The following is an 18,636-nucleotide window of genomic DNA, read 5'->3' as shown; positions in this document are numbered from 1 at the left end:
CACAGTCCCCTGAGGCGGTCGGCAGTTCGGGTCAGCATGCCTCGTCGAACGGGCACGCCGGCAAGGTACAAGTCGTCGTCACCACGCACTCCCCTGTCCTAGCCAGTACAGTCTCCGTCGACAACGTGGTGGTCACAGCCAGGGACGGCGACACCGCCCAGTGGTGCACCAAGACTACGGCCATCGCCTCACTCGGCCTCAAAGCCGCCGACCGGCGCAAGATCGACCGTTACCTCAACAGCACCCGAAGCGCGCTGCTGTTCGCCCGCGACGTCGTCCTAGTCGAGGGCATAGCCGAGGCACTTTTGCTCCCAGCCCTCGCTGCGTACCACCTGCCCGTCGCCAACTCCGTCGAGCGGGCCGCCGCGCTGCAACGCCAATTCCGCAGCACCAGCATCATCAGTGTCGAAGGCACCGACTTCGAGCCTTACCTGCGCCTCCTCCTCGCCGGGAACAACCCACGAGTCGACCGCGTCGTCGTCATCACCGACGGCGATAACGGCGCAGGCCAGGAACGAAAGCAGGCCTACGAGGCACTCTTCACCCAAGCCGTAGCCGACGGCCGACTCCACGTCGTAGTCGGCAGCACCACTCTGGAAGCAGAGATCTTCCGCGAGGAACCAAACGAAGAGCTGCTGCATCACGCATTCAAGGTCCTGCACCCACAGTCCGAACACCACTGGGACAACCTGCTCACGGCAGTCGAAGGCGAGGACGGCGACGTCAGAGCGAGCAAGTTCGCGCAGGCCATCTCCGCCAAGTCTGCAAAGGAACCGCTCTACCTCGACATCGGCAAGGGCGACTTCGCACACCTGGTAGCCGAGGCCATCCTGGTGGACACGGAAGGCGCCCTATCTGTGCCGGACTATCTTCGCGTGGCGATAGAGCTCGCAGCACACACCGACGCCGACATCTATGCCGATGCGGGCGCGCACACCGAGCCCCCACGACCGAACTCGAACCCGGAGCCCGAGAGACCGAGGAATCCCATGAAGGCTGGGGGCTCCGGGAGCACAGGGTGAACACGGAAAGTCCGGGGGACGCCGAAGATCACCCCGAAGGGCTCAGCGCGGAGCAGATCGCCGCGCTCGCCCCGCAGGTGCGTCTCATCGAGGCCGGCCCTGGTGCCGGCAAGACCAAAACTGTCATCGCGCGCCTGCGTGCGCGGGCAGCAGCTGGCCACCGCGTTGCTCTCCTCTCCTTCACCAACGCGGCCGTCGACGTCGCCCGCGCCAGATGCCGGGACGTCCCGGGCCTCGTCGATGCCCCCAACTTCGTCGGCACCTTCGACCAGTTCTTCCACCGGTACGTCCTCACACCAGACGTGCGCAGGAAGACTGGACAGTCCCCCACCTACCTCAGTTCCTGGGACGACCTGCCCTCTCACCTTGCCGTCGTGCGACCCACCAACGGCGGAGTTGGAGTACGGCTCAGCGCGTTCACTTCCCAGCACGGCGAGGACAGCGAGGATTGGGGCGTCGACGAATCACAGCTGACCCGCGCCGAGCGCCGAGGGTGGGATCCTCTGACCGCCTGGACCCGGAACCAGATGAACAACAACGGTTCCCAGCGAATCAACCACTTGCTCGCGCGCCATGTCTACGACACCGAACAGGCGCGACGACGCGCCCTCGAGGTGCTCGCCGACCTTGAGCAGCCATGCCTGCAGCGCCTCGCTCTCCGATTCTCAGAGATCATCGTCGACGAGTTCCAGGACTGCGACGAGCTCGAGCACCAGCTACTCGATCACCTTCGGGCGGTCGGCATCCACGTCGTCGTGGTGGCCGACCCCGACCAGGCCATCTATGAGTTTCGCAACACATCGCCGCAGGGCTATGTCGACTACCGCGCCACCCTCACGTCTGACCAGATCGCGCCTCTTACCACCTGCTTCCGGTCCACCCAGGTCATATGTTCACTCGTCTCCGGTCTTCGCTCGGTGGGCATGGACCCGATCAATGCGGATCCGGGGCACCCCGGCGGGGCAGAACTGGTGCACGTCGTCGTCGGTTCCGGCCCCGAAGCTGGCACCACGGCAGTAGCTATCACCAGGAGGTACGGGGTCAACGGGCGCCAGACGCGCGTCCTGGCACACAGGCGATCCGACGCGCGAGCCCTGACCCGCGCGGGGAAGGAGGCTCCGCGTGGGAACTCCCAAATGGAAGTCCTGATGGCGCCGCTCGCGGATCTGCTCTCTGGCGCAGATGCACGCACTCGACTTGCGGCCGCCAAGCGGATCGAACGCTTTGTCCTCGCCCAGTTCGACTGGAGCGAGGTACGCGTCGAGACCGACGGCGGTTCCCGCCGACCAGCCAGTCGCGAGGAGCAGTTGCTGGCGCTGGGAGTCGCTACTGAGCAGCTGCGCTTGGTGGTAAGTCGTCTGCTCACAGCATCGCCTGGCTGGACGGAGAAGACACCGTGCTCCAACGATGTCCACACCATCCTGAAGGACTTCGCTGCAGGCCTGGGCGTCGAACTCGTCTCCGACCTGAGGAGAAGACTTGTCGTTCCGCCGAAGGTGTGGGAATTCTGGACCTCACGGACCAGTCTGCTAACTGACGCGGCCGCCGAGGCGATCCGGTGGGGACACATCCACGGCGTCAAGGGAGAAGAGGTCGACGCCGTCGTGCTGGCGGTGCCCTCCAAAGCCCGGCCCAACGAACCCCACGTGCTCGATGACTGGGCCTCGGGAACCAACAGCGAGCAACGCCGGGTCCTCTACGTCGGGGTTAGCCGAGCCCGTCGGGTCCTGGTTCTCGTCGTCCCGGCCGGACGCAAGCAGCAGCTTCTTGACTTGCTCACCGGGGCAGGCGTTCCGTTCGACGTAAGTGCCGTTGCCCAGCGATGAATGGTCGTTGCGACAGTTTGAACCGCGCCTAGCGTCCTCGACGAATGCAGCCCCGCAGCGTTGATCGGTGCGGGACTCGAGGCGGTCGGTCCCCCTGGTCACGCCCCCGATCCAGGCCCGTGTGGGACCTGGTCCGAAGCACACGGAGCCCCTCGACCATCGCCGAGGCTCATATCGCTGCGGTGGCAACGTAGTAGCACGCACATGCCGATTCGGTGCGTCGTTCCGCCGCTACTGCAGCATCCGACATGATCGACTACATGGACTACTGAGCGCCGCCGACGAGGGCCTGGATCTCGATCCGGCGTACAACCGCAGGAGCCAAGCTGATCAGGGGCTGTCGGTGGGCCATGAGATCCTTGTAGTGATATCGAGAGGAGCCCACGTGGTTGCGTTCAAGCCCAACAAGCGAGGCCTCGACCAGCTTCAGCGCGAGCTGCAGCGAGAGCTCGACAAGCGGCCCGTCTTCGTTCGGACAGAGGCGGAACCCGGCAGCGTGATCCAGCCCGCCGCGACGGTGAATCACTATCACGGACCCGTGGTGACAGTTAACGGCGACGACGCTCAGATCGCCTGGGGCAACGAGACGGTGAACCAGATCCAGAGCCGTGTCGAGCAGATCGCACCTGGTTTCGAGGCGCTGGCCCGCACGATGACCGACCTGCTGGCGAACCTCGACAAGCTGGGCTTGGACGCCGACGACGAGCTGGAGATCCGGACCACCGTCGAGACCGTTCTCGGTGAGGTGGTCAAGGCCGAGCCGGACAAGCGCATTCTGAAACGGGCAGCAACGATGATAAAGGGTCTCCTCGCGCCCGTCGGGTTGGGCGTCGGCAAGGCTGTCACCGAGGAATCGGCAGAGGCAGCCCGCCAGGTAATCGAGAACATCGTGCAGACCATCCCCTCCTAGATCCGTACGCCCATCCGCCGAGTAGGAACGGACTGGACCGCCTTGGCGAAGCGATAGAGACGGTGGAGTAGGAAGCGGCTCGTCGGCGCGCTCGATCACACGTGGCATGGTCGGCAGACGCCATGTCGCGCCGCAGCGCTCGGTCTGTCGGCCCAGCGCCAAACGCACTCGGCATGACACGAGCGGGCGTACCAGCCACTGGCACCTTCGGCGGAGCAAGTCATTCCGCCGCGTTCGGTTCCGGTCGACGTGGCCAGCTACATCGCGGCGCGAGCAGCCCGAGTGGACCCTGTGTCACGTGTGTCGGTAGCCGACGTCCATGGTCACCTCGAGCACTGACCCGGGAGGGGGTGGTGTCGCCGGCCGCCACGTCTGGCTGTGCCGGTCCCCGGACACGGAGAGACCGAGGCGGTGACCGTCGAGGAGAACGACGCCGTCGGGTGCCAGTACCCGAATCTTGCGGATGTTCCTGCCGCGATACTCGATGGTGAACGAGCCGTCGTCTTCGGTGATCGCGAGATCACATGCGACGAGTTCGGGCGCCAAGACCGGGCCGGTCCGCCAGGGAATGGCGACCGTGGAGGTCTGGGCCTCGACCAGGACCAAGAAGTCGACGACGAGCGCCGCCAGAGTGCCATCGGCTGCCACACCCCAGTAGCACGGGTAGCCGCCGTCGCCGTAGCCGCTGGTCACCATGACGGCGTCATTCGTCTCTCCATTGAGGCCGAAGATGGTCCCGGGTGCGTTCGACAGCCGCTCGGCCTGGGCCTCGAAGAGTTCCTCCACGTGTTGAGCCTCGCAGCGCACCAGACTCGCCAGATCGAGGATCGCGACGTTGCCGTAATCGACGCCCACGACATGGGAGCCGCCGGTGCGCGTCGCAGGATGCCAACTGACGGGCGTCAGCTCGGACAGACGCATCCGCAAGGCCACGTTGGTCTGATCGACGGTTGCGACCTCCACCGGATAGCTGCCCGCCGGCACACGACGGCTGAGAGGCTCGAGATCAAACTCGCCGTAGCCGAAGTCACGGACGGTGAGCACGCCCATGTCGCAGGTGATCTCACCCAGCAGGGTGACCTCGATCGTGCCCGGCTTGTCAAAGAAGACGACCTGACGGCCGGCGCTGAACAGGGCCGGCAGATCCAGTTCGAGATCCGGATCGACATCCGACAACGGCGCGTCCTCGGTCGCGCCGGCCAAGAGCCGCGCCGCCTGGGCCTCATCGACAAGCGGCGCACCGGGCGGATCGAGGAACGACAGGATCGCACCGATGCGCCACTCACCGCCTCGACGCACGAGCCGGTACTCGTGGTAGGTGGTCTGTGCGCCGACCTCCATGATCGAGCGCGCCGCGGCCTCGTCGCCGTCCACCTCGACGGCGGTGATCCGCTCACAGGCCGGATCATGCGCCGGTGACGAGGACATCACGCCCTCCGCGCCGGTGCTACCTCCAGGCACACCGTGCACGTCGACGAGAGCTGACAGCTCCCGAACCCACCGGTCGTAGTCCGCTGGATCGTACGAGACTGCGCTCGGTGGCTTGCCGTGCCGCTCCCAACGCTGGTGGAAATCGGCAACGAAAGCCTCGACCCGCGCGGCGATCTCATCAGACACGGCCCAGAGGCTACCCACCGCGCCAACCAACTCAACCACTGCGAACGGCTCGGCATAGAAGGCGGCGTATTGCGGCGGGGCAGGCGCGTCGAACCGCCACCCGAGATCCACGTGTCCGAGCCGCGTCGGCACCTGCGTCATAGCGCCGCGAAGGACGCAGAGTGCGGGCACGTCGAGAGCGGACAGCAGCTCGACGAACTAGAGAAGGTTCGCAGCGAGGTGGGAGAGGCTCAGGTCAGCCACAGGGTCAGCACCGTCTGCGGAGCGTAGATAAATGACTCCCCCGTTCGGACACGCCAACCAGGGCTCATCCTCTGCGACTGGCCGGAGCCCGGAGCCTGACCCGACGCCTCAGCCCCGGCGTGGGCGGATGGCTGCCACGTAGTCGTCGATGTCACCCGTCCCGCTCGTGCTCGGCCGTCCAGCGGCGTCAACGCACCTATCCCGCGGAGGCTGGCGACACCAAGGGATGGGGAGGCTGCGATGGCTGCAGATCGTAGTCGGGATCGTCCGACACAGCGGCACCTGAGTATCGCGGACATCTGCACCGAACTGAACATCGCGCGGTCGACCTTCTACGACTGGCGGGCGAAGAAGACGGCCCCGCCGTGCATCAAGCTGCCTAACGGCGAGCTCCGCGTGCGCCGGAGGGACTTCGACGCCTGGCTGGACTCCCGGCTGGAGTCAGAGTCGTGAGGGCGACCACGTACAACGTCCGGGTCTGGAAGACGTCGGTTTACAAAGGCAGCCGCGTCAGGACGTACACCGTCCGGTGGGGCGTGGCCGGCGAGCCGTTCCGGGAGCCGTTCCGCACCGCGGCACAAGCCGAGAGCTTCCGTTCCGACCTGGTCGCGGCGGCGCGCAAGGGGGAAGCGTTCTACGTCGATACAGGGCTCCCGGTCTCGATGAAGCGCGCCGAGGCGAACATGTCCTGGTACGAGCTCGTCTGCGCATATACCGATACGAAGTGGCCGAAGTCAGCGGCGACCACGCGCCGCACGGTCGCAGAAGCCCTCACCGCGGCCACCTGCCTGATGTTCAGCAGCGAACGCGGCATGCCCGACGGCGTCCAACTGCGGTCCGCGTTGACGCGCTGGGCCTTCAATACCACCCGCCGCGACGACCCCAACCGGCCCGCCTGGGTCAGTGAAGCGCTGCGGTGGGCATCCAGCCACACCCGGCCGGCCGCTGACCTGGCCGACGCCGACGTGCTCCGACAGCTCCTCGACGGCCTCGCCGTCCGCCTCGACGGCGGAGCCCGCGCGGCCAGCGTCACGTCGCGCTGGCGGAAGATCCTCTACAACCTGGCCGAGTACGCGGTCGACCGGAAGGTCCTCATTGCCAACCCGCTCTCCACGGTCAAACAGCCGGCCCAACGCATCGCCGAGGTCGATCCGCGCAGCGTGGCCAACCCGACCCAGGCACGCGACCTGTTCACCGCCGTCGCCGCCCAAGGCACCACCGGCCAGCGGCTCGAGGCGTACTTCGGCTGCCTCTACTACGCCGCCATGCGCCCAGAAGAAGCCGCCGACCTGAGCCGACACAATCTCGACCTCCCAGAGAAGGGCTGGGGCTGGATCTACCTGGAAGCTGCCAAGCCCCACGCCGGCAGCGACTGGACCGACACAGGCATGGCCCGAGACTCCCGGCCGCTCAAACAGCGAAACCTCGGCGAAGTCCGAAAGGTCCCGTCCACGCCGGAACTCACCGCGCTGCTGCACCACCACCTCGCCACTTTCGGCACGACGCCCGACGGCCGGCTCTTCGTCGGTGAACGCAGCACCGACCACCTCCCAGCATTCACGGTCTTCCGAGTGTGGAGCCGCGCCCGCGAAGCCGTGTTCGGCAGCGCGGCGAGACGCTCGCTGATCGCGCTGCGCCCCTACGACCTCCGCCACGCCTGCGTCTCGACATGGCTCAATTCCGGCGTCCCGCCGACCAAGGCGGCGGCTTGGGCGGGCCACTCAGTCGACGTCCTGCTCAAGATCTACGCCAAGTGCGTCGACGGCGACGACGAGCTGTACCGCGACCGGATCGACGCCGCGCTCGGGCCTGGCCGCGGGCCGCGAAAACTTCGACACGTATTCGACAAGAACGGCCGTAGAGAGCCGCCTGGAGCCGTAGATGGCCGGACAGACAAGAACGGCCCCTCACCCGCGTTCTAGCAGGTGAGGGGCCGTTTCACTAGCGTAGCCCCGACGGGATTCGAACCCGCGCTACCGCCTTGAGAGGGCGGCGTGCTAGGCCGCTACACAACGGGGCCGTTGCGACCGAGGTCGCGAGGTGAAACTTTACCCGAGCCTCGCTCCGACTCCAAACCGGCTGGAGATCGTCGCCTGGCCGTGCCGGGCGCTGGGGTACCAGGACTCGAACCTAGACTAACTGAACCAGAATCAGTCGTGCTGCCAATTACACCATACCCCACTGGATCGGACGGTTTCCCGCTCGACCGCCCGGTAAGGATAGCGGTCCGACACGGTCCGATCCAAACCGGCAGCACGGCCGCACCGCAGCTCAGCGACACGTGGCGCACATCACCACGAAACGGCCCGTGGGACCGCTCAGCCCACCCGCCGCAGTGCCGCGTCCAGCCGCGCCAGGGTGCGGTCTCGCCCGAGCAGCTCGAGCGACTCGAACAGCGGCGGCGACACGCGGCGGCCGGTGACGGCGACGCGGACCGGGCCGAAGGCGTGCTTGGGCTTCAGGCCGAGCTCGTCGACGAGCGCCGAGCGCAGGGTGGCCTCGATCGTCTCCGTCGTCCACTTCTCGTCCGCCGCCAGCCGTGCACGCGCCGCCTGCAGCACCGGCCGGGCGTCCTCGGTCAGGACCTTGGCGACGGCGTCCTCGTCGAAGGCGACGGGGCCGGGAGCGAACAGGAAGCCGAGCATGCCGACCGCTTCGTCGAGCACCGTCATGCGCTCCTGGACGAGCGGGGTCGCGGCCCGCAGCAGCTCGAGGTCGGCCTCGGGCGCCGGGACGGCCAGCACTCCGGCCGCCTGCAGGTACGGCACCATGCGCGCTGCGAGGTCGTCGGGCGTGAGCCGGCGCAGCCAGACGCCGTTGATGGCTTCGGCCTTCTTGAGGTCGAACCGGGCCGACGCGGAGTTGACCCGGGTGACGTCGAAAGCGGCGGCCATCTCGTCCATCGAGAAGACCTCGCGGTCCTCGCCGATGGACCAGCCGAGCAGCGCGAGGTAGTTGAGCAGGCCCTCGGGCAGGAAGCCGCGGTCGCGGTAGAGCTGCAGCGACGACTGCGGGTCACGCTTGGACAGCTTGCGGTTGCCCTCGCCGGTGACGAGCGGCAGGTGCCCGAACCGCGGCAGCGGCCCGGAGGCGACACCGATGTCGCGCAGCGCCTGGTGCAGCACGAGCTGCCGCGGCGTCGACGACAACAGGTCCTCGCCGCGCAGCACGTGCGTGATGCCCATGAGCGCGTCGTCGACCGGGTTCACGAGCGGGTAGAGCGGCTGGCCGTTGGCGCGGACGATGACGTAGTCGAACAGGTTGTACCGGTCGACGGTGATCTCGCCGCGGATGAGGTCGACGAACGTGACGTCCTGGTCGGGCATCCGCAGGCGGAGGACGGGCTGGCGACCCTCCTCCTGGTACGCCGCGACCTGTTCGGCCGTCAGCGTGCGGCACTTGCCGTCGTACCCGCTGGGCCTGCCGGCCGCGCGGGCCGCCTCGCGACGCTCGTCCAGCTCCTCCGGCGTGCAGTAGCAGTGGTACGCGTGACCGGTCTCCAGCAGCCGCGACGCGGCCTCGGTGTAGACCTCCTGCCGCTGCGACTGCCGGTACGGCGCGTACGGGCCGCCGATGTCCGGCCCTTCGTCCCAGTTCAGCCCGAGCCAGCGCAGCGCCTCGAGCATCGCCTCGTACGACTCCTCGCTGTCGCGCGCGGCGTCGGTGTCCTCGATACGGAACACGAAGGTGCCGCCGAAGTGGCGCGAGAACGCGGAGTTGTAGAGCGCGGTGCGGATCACCCCCACGTGCGGGTTCCCGGTGGGCGACGGGGAGTAACGCACGCGGACGTCGGCAGGCGCGACGTCACCGAGCACGAAAGCGTCCGACGAGCCGGCGCCGTCAGTCACAGCAGATCACCTTGAGTTCTCAGTCAGAAGATGCAGATGTGGATGCACCGCAGGCTACCGTCAGTCGGCGGCGACGACGGGGTTGGCGAGCACCCCGATCCCCTCGACGGTGACGGCGACGTGGTCGCCCGCCGTGATCGGCCCGACGCCGGCCGGCGTGCCGGTGAGGATGACGTCGCCGGGCAACAGCGTGAACGCCGCGCTGATGTACTCGATCAGCGTCGCGACGTCGAAGATCAGCTGCGACGTGCGGCCGCTCTGCCGCTCCTCGCCGCCGACGCGGCAGCGCACCGCGAGGTCGCTCGGGTCGAGGTCGGTCTCGATCCACGGGCCGAGCGGGCAGAACGTGTCGAAGCCCTTGGCCCGGGCCCACTGGTTGTCGGTCTGCTGCAGGTCGCGCGCGGTGACGTCGTTGCCGCAGGTGTAGCCGAAGATCACCTCGGAGACGCGGTCGCGCGGCACCGACTTGGCGATGCGCCCGATGACGACGGCCAGCTCGGCCTCGTGGTGCACGTTGCCGGACTGCGGCGGCAGCACGATGGGCTCGTCCGGGCCGATGACGGACGTGTTGGGCTTGAGGAACAGCAGCGGCTCCTCGGGCAGCGGGTTGGACAGCTCGGCGGCGTGGTCGGCGTAGTTGCGCCCGACGCCGATGACCTTGCTGCGCGGGATGACCGGCGCCAGCAGCCGCACGTCCTCGAGCGCCAGCTTCTCGCCGGTCAGTTGCGGCGCCCGATAGAGCGGGTCGCCCTCGAGGACCGCGATGACGGTCGCTCCGCTGTCGTCCTGTCCCACCGCTCCGAAGCGTGGGTCGTCCCCCGTCGTGAACCTCGCGATACGCACGATGGTGAGCGTATCCCGCCTACGGACCGCGCACCCTACACACTAGCCATGAACCGGGCGTCACACCTAGGGTCATGGGGATGACCGACGCCTCGACGACGCGGCAAGCCAGTGGTGAAGGTGCGGACGTCGGTGAGCTCATGGCGAGGTACGACGAGGAGCTCCCCGCCCGCCGGTTGTCCGGCCGGGTCGCGCTGGGTGTCGGCATCGCCTGCTTCGCCGTCGCGGCGTTCGTGCTGCGTCAGGTGTTCTGGCCGCTCAGCGCCGGCAACCAGTACTACCTGATGCTGTTCCTGGCGTTCGTGCTGCCGCTGGTGTTCCTCTGCTACCGACCTGCGACGACGCGCGCACGGGCCTACCTCTCCAGCCCGCTGGAACAACGGACCGACAACCCGGGGCCGCTGGACTGGGCGCTGGCCGCGGTCGCGCTGGTCGCGTGCCTGTACCCGCTGCTGCCGGTGACGATCGGCGACTCCGGCGGCGGCTTCGACGCGTTCCTGGACCGGCAGGGCTCGCTGACCGGCCTGGACGTGCTCATGGGCGCCATCGTGCTGCTGCTGGTGATGGAGGCGACGCGGCGCACGACCGGCTGGGTGCTGCCGATCGTCTGCGTGGTGTTCCTGGCGTACGCCTACTACGGCGGCTTCCTGCCGCAGGGGTGGCCGGGCGCCCACGCGGGCATCGACTTCGACCAGATCGTCAACGCGCTCTACAACGACCCCAGCGGCTTCTACGGCGTCCCGCTCGACGTCTGCGCCACGTACATCGTGCTGTTCACGATCTACGGCGCCGTGCTCGACCGGACCGGCGCGGGCCGGTTCTTCATCGACCTCAGCTTCGCGATCTTCCGCCGGTCGCGGACGGCGCCGGGCCGGACGGTGGCGCTCTCGGGCTTCCTGCTGGGCACGGTCTCGGGGTCCGGAACGGCGACGGCGGTCGGCCTGGGCGCGGTGACGTGGCCGGTGCTGCGCAAGGCCGGCTACCCGCGCGAGAACGCCGGCGGCATGCTGGCGGCGTCGGGCATCGGCGCGATCCTGTCGCCGCCGACGCTGGGCGCGGCGGCGTTCATCATCGCCGAGTACCTGGGTGTCTCGTACCTGGACGTGCTGGTGTGGGCGCTGGTGCCGACGCTGCTCTACTACCTCGGCATCGTGCTGGCGATCGAGATCGACGCGCGCAAGGCCGGCGTCGCCGCCGTCGACGTCGAGCGGAAGAACCCGTGGCGGCTGCTGGCCCGGTCCGGCTACCACTTCCTGTCCCTCGGCGTGATCGTGATCTTCCTGGCGGCGGGCCTGACGCCGTTCCGCGCGGTCGTCTACGCGACCGCCGTCGCCGTCGGGTTCGGCGTGATCGACGCCGTCGTCCGCCGGCGCGGCCGGGACTGGGCCGGCGTCGCCGCCGACACCGCGCGGGTCGTGTACCTGTCGCTGTCCGACGGCGTGCGCTCGGTGCTGCCGGTGGCCGCGGTGTGCGCCGCCGCCGGGATCATCGTCTCGACGATCACCAAGACCGGCCTCGGCCAGGTGCTCTCCGACCTGCTCATCGACGCCGCGTCGGCGGTCACCGACGACGCGACCGTCGTGCTGATCCTGAGCGCGGTGCTGGCCGCCGTCGCGATCCTGGTCCTCGGGCTGGCGGTGCCGGTGACGGCGTCGTTCATCATCAGCTGGGTGGTCATCGGCCCGGCGCTGCTCGACCTCGACGTCTCCGCGCCGGCCGTCGCGATGTTCATCTTCTACTTCTCCGTGCTGTCCGAGGTGTCGCCTCCGACGGCGCTCGCGGCGGTCGCGTCGGCGGCGATCACCGGCGGCCGGGTCATCGCCACGATGTGGCAGGCGTGCAAGTACGCGCTGCCGGCGTTCCTGGTGCCGCTGGCGTTCGTGCTGACGGACAACGGCTCGGCGCTGCTGCTGGAGCGACCGGCCGGCGACGTCGTCTGGACCGTCGCCGTCTCCGCGGTCGCCGTCGCCGCCCTGGCCGCGGCCGCCGGGGGCTGGCTGATCCGCCGGGCCGGCGCAGCCGAGCGCACGCTGTGCGCCGTCGCCGCATGCCTGCTGCTGTACCTGCAGCCGCTGTCCATCGCCCTCGGCGCCGGCGTGCTCGCCGTCGCCGTCGTGGTCCACCTGAGCACGTCGTCCCGCACCCGAGAGGAGCTCCCGACATGAGAACTCGCGTCGTCACCCGGCTGGTGGTGGGATTGCTCGCGACCGGCCTGGCGGTGTCCGCCTGCGGCGGCCGCCAGACCACCTCCCCTAGCGACGACGGCGGCGACGCGGCCGCCTGCGAGGCCGGCTCGGGCCGGATGACCATCGCGACCGGCAACTCCACCGGCGTCTACTACGTGCTCGGCGGTGGCCTGGCGCAGCTGATCGGCGACCAGACCGACATCACCGCGACCGCCGCCGAGACCGGGGCGTCGGTGCAGAACATCCAGCAACTCGTGGCCGGCGACTACGACCTCGCGTTCTCGCTGGCCGACACCGCCGCCGACGCCACGCAGGGCGCCGGCGCGTTCGACGAGGCGCAGCCGGTGTCGGCGCTCGGGCGCATCTACCCCAACTACACGCAGGTGGTCGTGCGCGCGGACGCCGGCATCACGTCGATCGAGGACATGGCCGGCAAGACCATCTCGACCGGGTCGCCGAACTCCGGCACCGAGGTCATCGCGCACCGGCTGCTCGAGGCGGCCGGCCTGGATCCGGCGAGCGACGTGCAGGCGCAGCGCCTCGACCTCACCAAGACCGTCGACGGCATGAAGGACGGCTCGATCGACGGCCTCGTGTGGTCCGGCGGCCTCCCGACCGCCGCGATGACCGACCTGTTCACGTCGCTCGGCGACGACATCGCCTTCGTCGACATCACACCGCTGCTGCCGGCCCTGCAGGAGATCAACCCGGTGTACTCCGAGGGCGAGATCCCGGCCGAGACGTACGGCACGAACGCCGCGGTGCCGACGATCGTGGTGCCGAACGTCCTGATGGTCCGCGACGACCTCGACGACGGGACGGCGTGCGCGCTGACCAAGCTGGTCTACGACAACGTCGAGGCGCTGACCTCGGTGCACGCGGCGGCCGCCGACATCGACGTGTCGGTGGCGACGGAGATCGACCCGATCCCGCTGCACCCGGGCGCGGAGCAGGCACTCGACGAACTGGAGTGAGTTCGTACGCTGGGACCGTGATCCTGGCGGAGCGGCAGTGGCGCGCACGATTGCTCGCCCACGAGGCGCGCGTCGACGCGCTCGTCGGGGCGCACCTGTCGCGGCGGCGGGCGGGCGTGCCGCACCCCGTCCACGACTTCCTCTTCACCTACTACAGCTTCAAGCCCGCCCAGCTGCGGCGCTGGCACCCGGGCGCGGGCGTCGTGCTGGGCGGGTCGCCGCCGCACGCTGAGTGGGCGGGCTATGTCACCGGGCGCGGCGGCGTCACCGTCGGCGACGCCGTGGTGCGCAAGCGCGCCGCCACCGTCGAGTGGGTGCGCTCACTGCTGACGGCGACCGCGTCGCGGCCGGCGCACACCGGCTGCTTCGGGCTGCACGAGTGGGCCATGGTCTACCGCACCCGCCCCGGCGACGTGCGGCACGAGGCGTACCCGCTGCGGCTCGGCCACGACGGCACCGACGAGGTGGTCGAGGCGCACCAGATCAGGTGCTCGCACTTCGACGCGTTCCGCTTCTTCACCGACGCGGCCCGGCCGTTGAACGCGGTGACGCCGACGCGCGAGCTGCAGCCGGCACTGGAGCAGCCCGGCTGCCTGCACGCCGGCATGGACCTCTACAAGTGGGCCTACAAGCTGGTGCCGCTGGTGCCGTCGGAGCTGGTGGCCGACGCGTTCGAGCTGGCCGCGGAGATCCGCGAGCTCGACATGCGCGCCTCGCCGTACGACCTGGCGGACCTCGGGTTCGAGCCGGTCCGCATCGAGACCACCGAGGGCAAGCGCCACTACGTCGAACAACAGCGCGCCTTCGCGGCGCGCGGCGCGGGGCTGCGCCAACGCCTGCTCGCCGCGATCGACCGGGTCGCGGTGCCGGCCGTCACGGCACGCGGCTGAGCCAGTCGCCGGTGCCGAACTTCGACGCGACGAGGTCGTCGGCCAGCCGCAGCGTCTTGTCGTCGAGCCGGTCGTCGGTGAGGCCGTAGCGGGCGCGGAACGTGCCCACCATGCGGTCGATGACGTCGGCCCGCGCCAGGCCGGTCTGCGACCGCAGCGGGTCGACCCGCTTGTTGGCGCTCTTCGTGCCCTTGTCGGACAGCTTCTCGCGGCCGATGCGCAGCACGTCCAGCATCTTCGCCGCGTCGATGTCGTAGGCCATGGTGACGTGGTGCAGGACGACGCCGCCGGCGAGGCGCTTCTGGGCCGCGCCGGCGATCTTCCCGGCCGGCGAGGTGATGTCGTTGATCGGCTGGTACGTCGCCTCGATGCCGAGGTCGCGCAGCGCCGCCACCACCCACTCGTCGAGGAAGGCGTAGGAGTCGACGAAGGACAGTCCGGACACCAGCGACTCGGGCACGTACAGCGAGTAGGTGATGGTGTTGCCGGGCTCGACGAACATCGCGCCGCCGCCGCTGATGCGCCGCACGACCGTGACGTCGTGCCGCGACGCCCCGTCCAGGTCGACCTCGTTGCGCAGCGACTGGAAGCTGCCGATGATCACCGCGTTGGACGCCCACTCCCACACCCGCAGCGTCGGCGGCCGCTCCCCCGCACCGACCTGCTCGGCCAGCACCTGGTCCAGCGCCATCTGCAGCGCCGGCGCCTGCGGGCCCTCGTGCAGGAAGTGCCAGTCGTGGTCGGTCCAGGACGTCGCGCCGGTGAGTGCTCGTCGGACGGCCACCGCGACGGCGTCGGCGGAGAACCCGAGCATGACGACGCCGTCGAGCACGGCGTCGACGCGCGCGGCCAGCTCCGCGGCGGACAGCGAGACCGGCGCCCCGGCCAGCGCGGCGTCGATGCGCTCCAGCGCGTCGTCGGGCTCGAGGAAGAAGTCGCCGCTGACGCGCGCATGCCGGATGACGCCGTCGAGCACGTCGAGGTCGACGACGACCAGTTTGCCGCCCGGCACCTTGAACTCACCATGCATGATCGCAACAACCTGCCCGGACGCGCGGCTGTTCCCCGCTACGCTCCGACCATGCGACCGTGGCGTGAGAACCCGGCGACAGCGCGCTGGTGGCACCTCGTGACCGCGCTGATCCCGCTGGCCTCGCTGGTGGTGCAGTTCGTGCTGGTGCTCGACGGCGACAACGTGCTGGTGCACGACGGCGACGAGCCGCCGTCGACGGCGCTGCGGGTGGCGAACTTCTTCAGCTACTTCACGGTGCAGAGCAACCTGCTGGTCATCGCCGGCGCGCTGCTGCTGGCCCTCGACCCGTGGCGCGACGGCCGGTTCTTCCGGGTGCTGCGCCTCACCGGGCTGATCGGCATCAGCGTCACCGGCGTCGTGTACGCCACGCTGCTGGCGCCGATCGTCGACCTCGAGGGCATCGCGATGGCCACGAACATCGGCTTCCACTACCTGTCGCCGCTGCTCTACGTCGTCGGCTGGCTGTTGTTCGGGCCCTGGCCGCGCTTCGACGGCCGCACCATGGCGCTGTGCCTGGTCTGGCCGGTCGCCTGGCTGATCTACACGCTGATCCGCGGCGAGATCGTCGACTGGTACCCGTACCCGTTCATCGACGTGACGGAGCTGGGCTACGGCCGCACGCTGCTGAACTCGGCCGGCGTCACCGTCCTGCTGCTCGGGGTCGGCTGGCTGTTCGCGGCCGGCGACCGTAGGCTCGGGGACCGTGCCGGATCTGTCGACGTATCTCGAACGCGCTGAGCACGATCCGGACTCCCTCCACGACGCCTTCACCGACTGGGCCGCCGAACGCGGCTTCGACCTCTACCCGGCCCAGCAGGAGGCGCTGATCGAGCTGGTCTCCGGCTCGCACGTCATCCTCAGCACGCCGACGGGGTCGGGCAAGAGCCTGGTGGCGGTCGCGGCGCACTTCGCGGCACTGGCCGACGGACGCCGCACGTTCTACACGGCGCCGCTCAAGGCGCTGGTGTCGGAGAAGTTCTTCGCGCTGATCGAGATCTTCGGCGCGGCCAACGTCGGCATGATGACCGGCGACTCCAGCGTCAACCCGACGGCGCCGATCATCTGCTGCACGGCGGAGATCCTCGCCAACATCGCCCTGCGCAGCGGCGACGACGCCGACGTCGGCCAGGTCGTCATGGACGAGTTCCACTTCTACTCCGACCCGCAGCGCGGCTGGGCCTGGCAGGTGCCGCTGCTGGAGCTGACGAAGGCGCAGTTCCTGCTGATGTCGGCCACGCTCGGCGACGTCGCCTTCTTCGAGAAGGACCTGCGCCGCCGCACCGGCCGCGACGTCGCCGTCGTCACGTCCGCGCAGCGCCCGGTGCCCCTGACCTACCAGTACTCGCGCGAGCCGGCGCACGACCTGCTGGCCGAGCTGCTCTCCACCCACCGCGCGCCGGTCTACGTCGTCCACTTCACCCAGGCGGCCGCGGTCGAACGCGCCCAGGCGCTGGTCAGCGTCAACGTCGCCAGCCGCGAGCAGCGCGACCGCATCGCCGCGGAGATCGGCGGGTTCCGGTTCAGCTCCGGGTTCGGGAAGGTGCTGTCGCGGCTGGTCCGCGCCGGCATCGGGGTGCACCACGCCGGCATGCTGCCGAAGTACCGCCGCCTGGTCGAGCGGCTGACCCAGGCCGGCCTGCTCAAGGTGGTCTGCGGCACCGACACCCTCGGCGTCGGCATCAACGTCCCGATCCGCACCGTCGTCTTCTCCGGCCTCACCAAGTACGACGGCGTCCGCATGCGGCAGCTGAGCGCCCGCGAGTTCCACCAGATCGCCGGGCGGGCCGGCCGGGCCGGATACGACACCCTCGGCGAGGTGATCGTCCAGGCGCCGGAGCACGAGATCGAGAACCAGCGGCTGGTCGCGAAGGCCGGCGACGACCCGAAGAAGCTGCGCCGTGTGGTGCGCAAGAAAGCCCCCGAAGGGTTCGTCTCGTGGGGCCAGGCCAGCATGGAACGGCTGATCGCGGCCGAGCCCGAGCCGTTGAACTCCAGCTTCGAGATCAGCAACGCCATGGTGCTGGGCGTCATCAGCCGGCCCGGCGACGCGTTCGCCCACATGCGCAAGCTGCTCACCGACAACCACGAGCCGCCGTCGCGCACCCGCAAGCACGTCCACGACGCCATCGCGATCTACCGGGCGCTGGTCTCCGCCCAGGTCGTCGAACGGCTCGATCCGCCCGACGCCGAGGGCCGGACGGTGCGGCTCACCGTCGACCTGCAGCCGGACTTCGCGCTCAACCAGCCGCTGTCGCCGTTCGCGCTGGCCGCGTTCGACCTGCTCGACCCAGAGTCGCCGACGCACGCGCTGGACCTGCTCTCCGTCGTCGAGGCGACGCTGGACGACCCGCGGCAGGTGCTCTCGGCGCAGCAGCACAAGGCGCGCGGCGAGGCGATCGGCGCGATGAAGGCCGAGGGCATCGAGTACGACGAGCGCATGGAGCTGCTCGAGGACGTCACCCATCCGAAGCCGCTCGAGGAACTGCTCGACGCCGCGTTCACGATCTACCGGCAGAGCCACCCGTGGGTCGGCGACTACGAGTTGTCGCCCAAGTCCGTCGCCCGTGACCTCTACGAACGCGCCATGAGCTTCGGTGAGTACGTCGCGTTCTACAGCCTCGCCCGCTCCGAGGGCCTCGTGCTGCGCTACCTCGCCGACGCTTACCGTGCCATGCGCCAGACCGTGCCCGAGGAGTCGCGCACCGAGGAGGTGACCGACCTCGTCGAGTGGCTCGGCGAGCTGGTCCGCCAGGTCGACTCCAGCCTGCTCGACGAGTGGGAGGCGCTGCGCAACCCGGCGGCGCTCGACGGCGACGGCACCGGCGAGGCGCCGGTCGAGAACGCGCCCCGGCCGATCACCGAGAACCGGCGGGCGTTCCTGGTCAGCGTCCGCAACGCGCTGTTCCGGCGGGTCGAGCTGGCCGCCCGGCGGAACTGGACCGGCCTGGCCGAGCTGGACTCCGCCGACGGATGGTCCGCCGAGGACTGGCAGGACGAGCTGGAGCCGTACTTCGACGAGCACGCCGACATCGGCATCGGCCCCGACGCCCGCGGCGCGAAGATGCTGATCGTCACCGAGCACCCGGACCGCTGGGAGGTCCGGCAGATCCTCGACGACCCGGCCGGCGACCACGACTGGGGCTTCACCGCCGTCGTCGACCTCGCCGAGTCCAACGCCGCCGGCTACCCCGTCGTCGCCGTCACCGAGGCCGGCCGCCTCTAGACGCGAGGCGACCGGCCGTGG

14 protein-coding genes and 2 tRNA genes are annotated in these 18,636 nt (G+C 69.4%); 10 read left to right on the top strand and 6 right to left on the bottom strand.

Features of this window, described 5'->3' with window-relative positions:
- The 3 genes from DZA62_RS29315 to DZA62_RS29305 form a co-directional block, all read left to right on the top strand.
- Positions 1–1,022 (top strand): ATP-dependent nuclease (locus tag DZA62_RS29315; RefSeq protein ID WP_198664327.1); only part of this gene is annotated, 1,022 nt, incomplete at its 5' end.
- Entirely contained in the window at positions 1,019–2,848 is a 1,830-nt protein-coding gene (locus DZA62_RS29310) for a UvrD-helicase domain-containing protein (RefSeq protein WP_116952484.1), read from the top strand. The genes DZA62_RS29315 and DZA62_RS29310, both read left to right, overlap by 4 nt.
- A gap of 385 nt (positions 2,849–3,233) precedes the next feature.
- Positions 3,234–3,758, top strand: coding sequence for a hypothetical protein (locus tag DZA62_RS29305; RefSeq protein ID WP_116952483.1), 525 nt, complete (start codon positions 3,234–3,236; stop codon positions 3,756–3,758).
- A 294-nt stretch (positions 3,759–4,052) separates the two neighbouring features.
- On the opposite strand, the gene DZA62_RS29300 is transcribed toward DZA62_RS29305, so the two are convergent.
- Entirely contained in the window at positions 4,053–5,516 is a 1,464-nt protein-coding gene (locus DZA62_RS29300) for a DUF4241 domain-containing protein (RefSeq protein ID WP_116952482.1), read from the bottom strand.
- Between the two features lie 342 nt (positions 5,517–5,858).
- Between DZA62_RS29300 and DZA62_RS29295 the strand changes: the two genes are divergently transcribed.
- Complete coding sequence (locus DZA62_RS29295) at positions 5,859–6,071, top strand: helix-turn-helix transcriptional regulator (RefSeq protein WP_116952481.1); 213 nt, start codon at positions 5,859–5,861, stop codon at positions 6,069–6,071.
- Complete coding sequence (locus tag DZA62_RS29290) at positions 6,068–7,540, top strand: tyrosine-type recombinase/integrase (RefSeq protein WP_116952480.1); 1,473 nt, start codon at positions 6,068–6,070, stop codon at positions 7,538–7,540. Before DZA62_RS29295 ends, DZA62_RS29290 begins: the two co-directional genes overlap by 4 nt.
- Positions 7,541–7,565: 25 nt before the next feature.
- Here DZA62_RS29290 and DZA62_RS29285 read toward each other — a convergent pair.
- From DZA62_RS29285 to DZA62_RS29270, 4 genes are all read right to left on the bottom strand, one after another.
- Positions 7,566–7,638 (bottom strand) — tRNA-Glu (locus DZA62_RS29285).
- Between the two features lie 89 nt (positions 7,639–7,727).
- Positions 7,728–7,799, bottom strand: a tRNA-Gln gene (locus tag DZA62_RS29280).
- A gap of 137 nt (positions 7,800–7,936) precedes the next feature.
- Positions 7,937–9,466 (bottom strand): glutamate--tRNA ligase, encoded by a 1,530-nt coding sequence (gene gltX, locus DZA62_RS29275; RefSeq protein ID WP_232827636.1) that lies wholly within the window; start codon positions 9,464–9,466, stop codon positions 7,937–7,939.
- Between the two features lie 60 nt (positions 9,467–9,526).
- Positions 9,527–10,309 carry a fumarylacetoacetate hydrolase family protein gene (locus DZA62_RS29270; protein WP_116952479.1) on the bottom strand — a complete coding sequence of 261 codons (783 nt, stop codon included), beginning with the start codon at positions 10,307–10,309 and terminating at the stop codon, positions 9,527–9,529.
- Positions 10,310–10,389: 80 nt separating this feature from the next.
- On the opposite strand from DZA62_RS29270, the gene DZA62_RS29265 reads away from it, so the two are divergent.
- The 3 genes from DZA62_RS29265 to DZA62_RS29255 are packed head-to-tail and all read left to right on the top strand — an operon-like array spanning position 10,390 to position 14,359.
- Positions 10,390–12,474, top strand: a complete 2,085-nt coding sequence (locus DZA62_RS29265; RefSeq protein WP_116952478.1) for a TRAP transporter permease — start codon at positions 10,390–10,392, stop codon at positions 12,472–12,474.
- Positions 12,471–13,469: a TAXI family TRAP transporter solute-binding subunit gene (locus DZA62_RS29260; protein ID WP_116952477.1), complete on the top strand. Its 999-nt coding sequence runs from the start codon at positions 12,471–12,473 to the stop codon at positions 13,467–13,469. Before DZA62_RS29265 ends, DZA62_RS29260 begins: the two co-directional genes overlap by 4 nt.
- Positions 13,470–13,489: 20 nt before the next feature.
- The gene (locus tag DZA62_RS29255) at positions 13,490–14,359 is read left to right on the top strand and encodes a 3-methyladenine DNA glycosylase (RefSeq protein ID WP_408619870.1); all 870 of its coding nucleotides are present in this window, start codon (positions 13,490–13,492) and stop codon (positions 14,357–14,359) included.
- On the opposite strand, the gene DZA62_RS29250 is transcribed toward DZA62_RS29255, so the two are convergent.
- Positions 14,343–15,389: a lipoate--protein ligase family protein gene (locus DZA62_RS29250; RefSeq protein ID WP_116952475.1), complete on the bottom strand. Its 1,047-nt coding sequence runs from the start codon at positions 15,387–15,389 to the stop codon at positions 14,343–14,345. The two genes, DZA62_RS29255 and DZA62_RS29250, sit on opposite strands and share 17 nt — an antisense overlap.
- Positions 15,390–15,440: 51 nt before the next feature.
- On the opposite strand from DZA62_RS29250, the gene DZA62_RS29245 reads away from it, so the two are divergent.
- Positions 15,441–16,130: a Pr6Pr family membrane protein gene (locus DZA62_RS29245; protein WP_157987979.1), complete on the top strand. Its 690-nt coding sequence runs from the start codon at positions 15,441–15,443 to the stop codon at positions 16,128–16,130.
- Entirely contained in the window at positions 16,096–18,615 is a 2,520-nt protein-coding gene (locus DZA62_RS29240; protein WP_232827635.1) for a DEAD/DEAH box helicase, read from the top strand. Before DZA62_RS29245 ends, DZA62_RS29240 begins: the two co-directional genes overlap by 35 nt.
- The last annotated feature ends 21 nt before the right edge of the window (positions 18,616–18,636 follow it).

This window comes from Jiangella endophytica (genome assembly GCF_003427025.1).
GTDB classification, from domain to species: Bacteria; Actinomycetota; Actinomycetes; order Jiangellales; family Jiangellaceae; genus Jiangella; species Jiangella endophytica.
Note: the sequence above shows the minus strand (reverse complement) of the source record. Positions and strands in the feature narration are given on the sequence as shown.

Bases quoted from the DNA above. Each gene is read 5' to 3' on its own strand.
- DZA62_RS29245 (WP_157987979.1), top strand. From the start codon at position 15,441: ATGCGACCGTGGCGTGAGAACCCGGCGACAGCGCGCTGGTGGCACCTC.
- DZA62_RS29260 (WP_116952477.1), top strand. From the start codon at position 12,471: ATGAGAACTCGCGTCGTCACCCGGCTGGTGGTGGGATTGCTCGCGACC.
- DZA62_RS29250 (WP_116952475.1), bottom strand. From the start codon at position 15,389: ATGCATGGTGAGTTCAAGGTGCCGGGCGGCAAACTGGTCGTCGTCGAC.
- DZA62_RS29265 (WP_116952478.1), top strand. From the start codon at position 10,390: ATGACCGACGCCTCGACGACGCGGCAAGCCAGTGGTGAAGGTGCGGAC.
- DZA62_RS29295 (WP_116952481.1), top strand. From the start codon at position 5,859: ATGGCTGCAGATCGTAGTCGGGATCGTCCGACACAGCGGCACCTGAGT.
- DZA62_RS29300 (WP_116952482.1), bottom strand. From the start codon at position 5,516: ATGACGCAGGTGCCGACGCGGCTCGGACACGTGGATCTCGGGTGGCGG.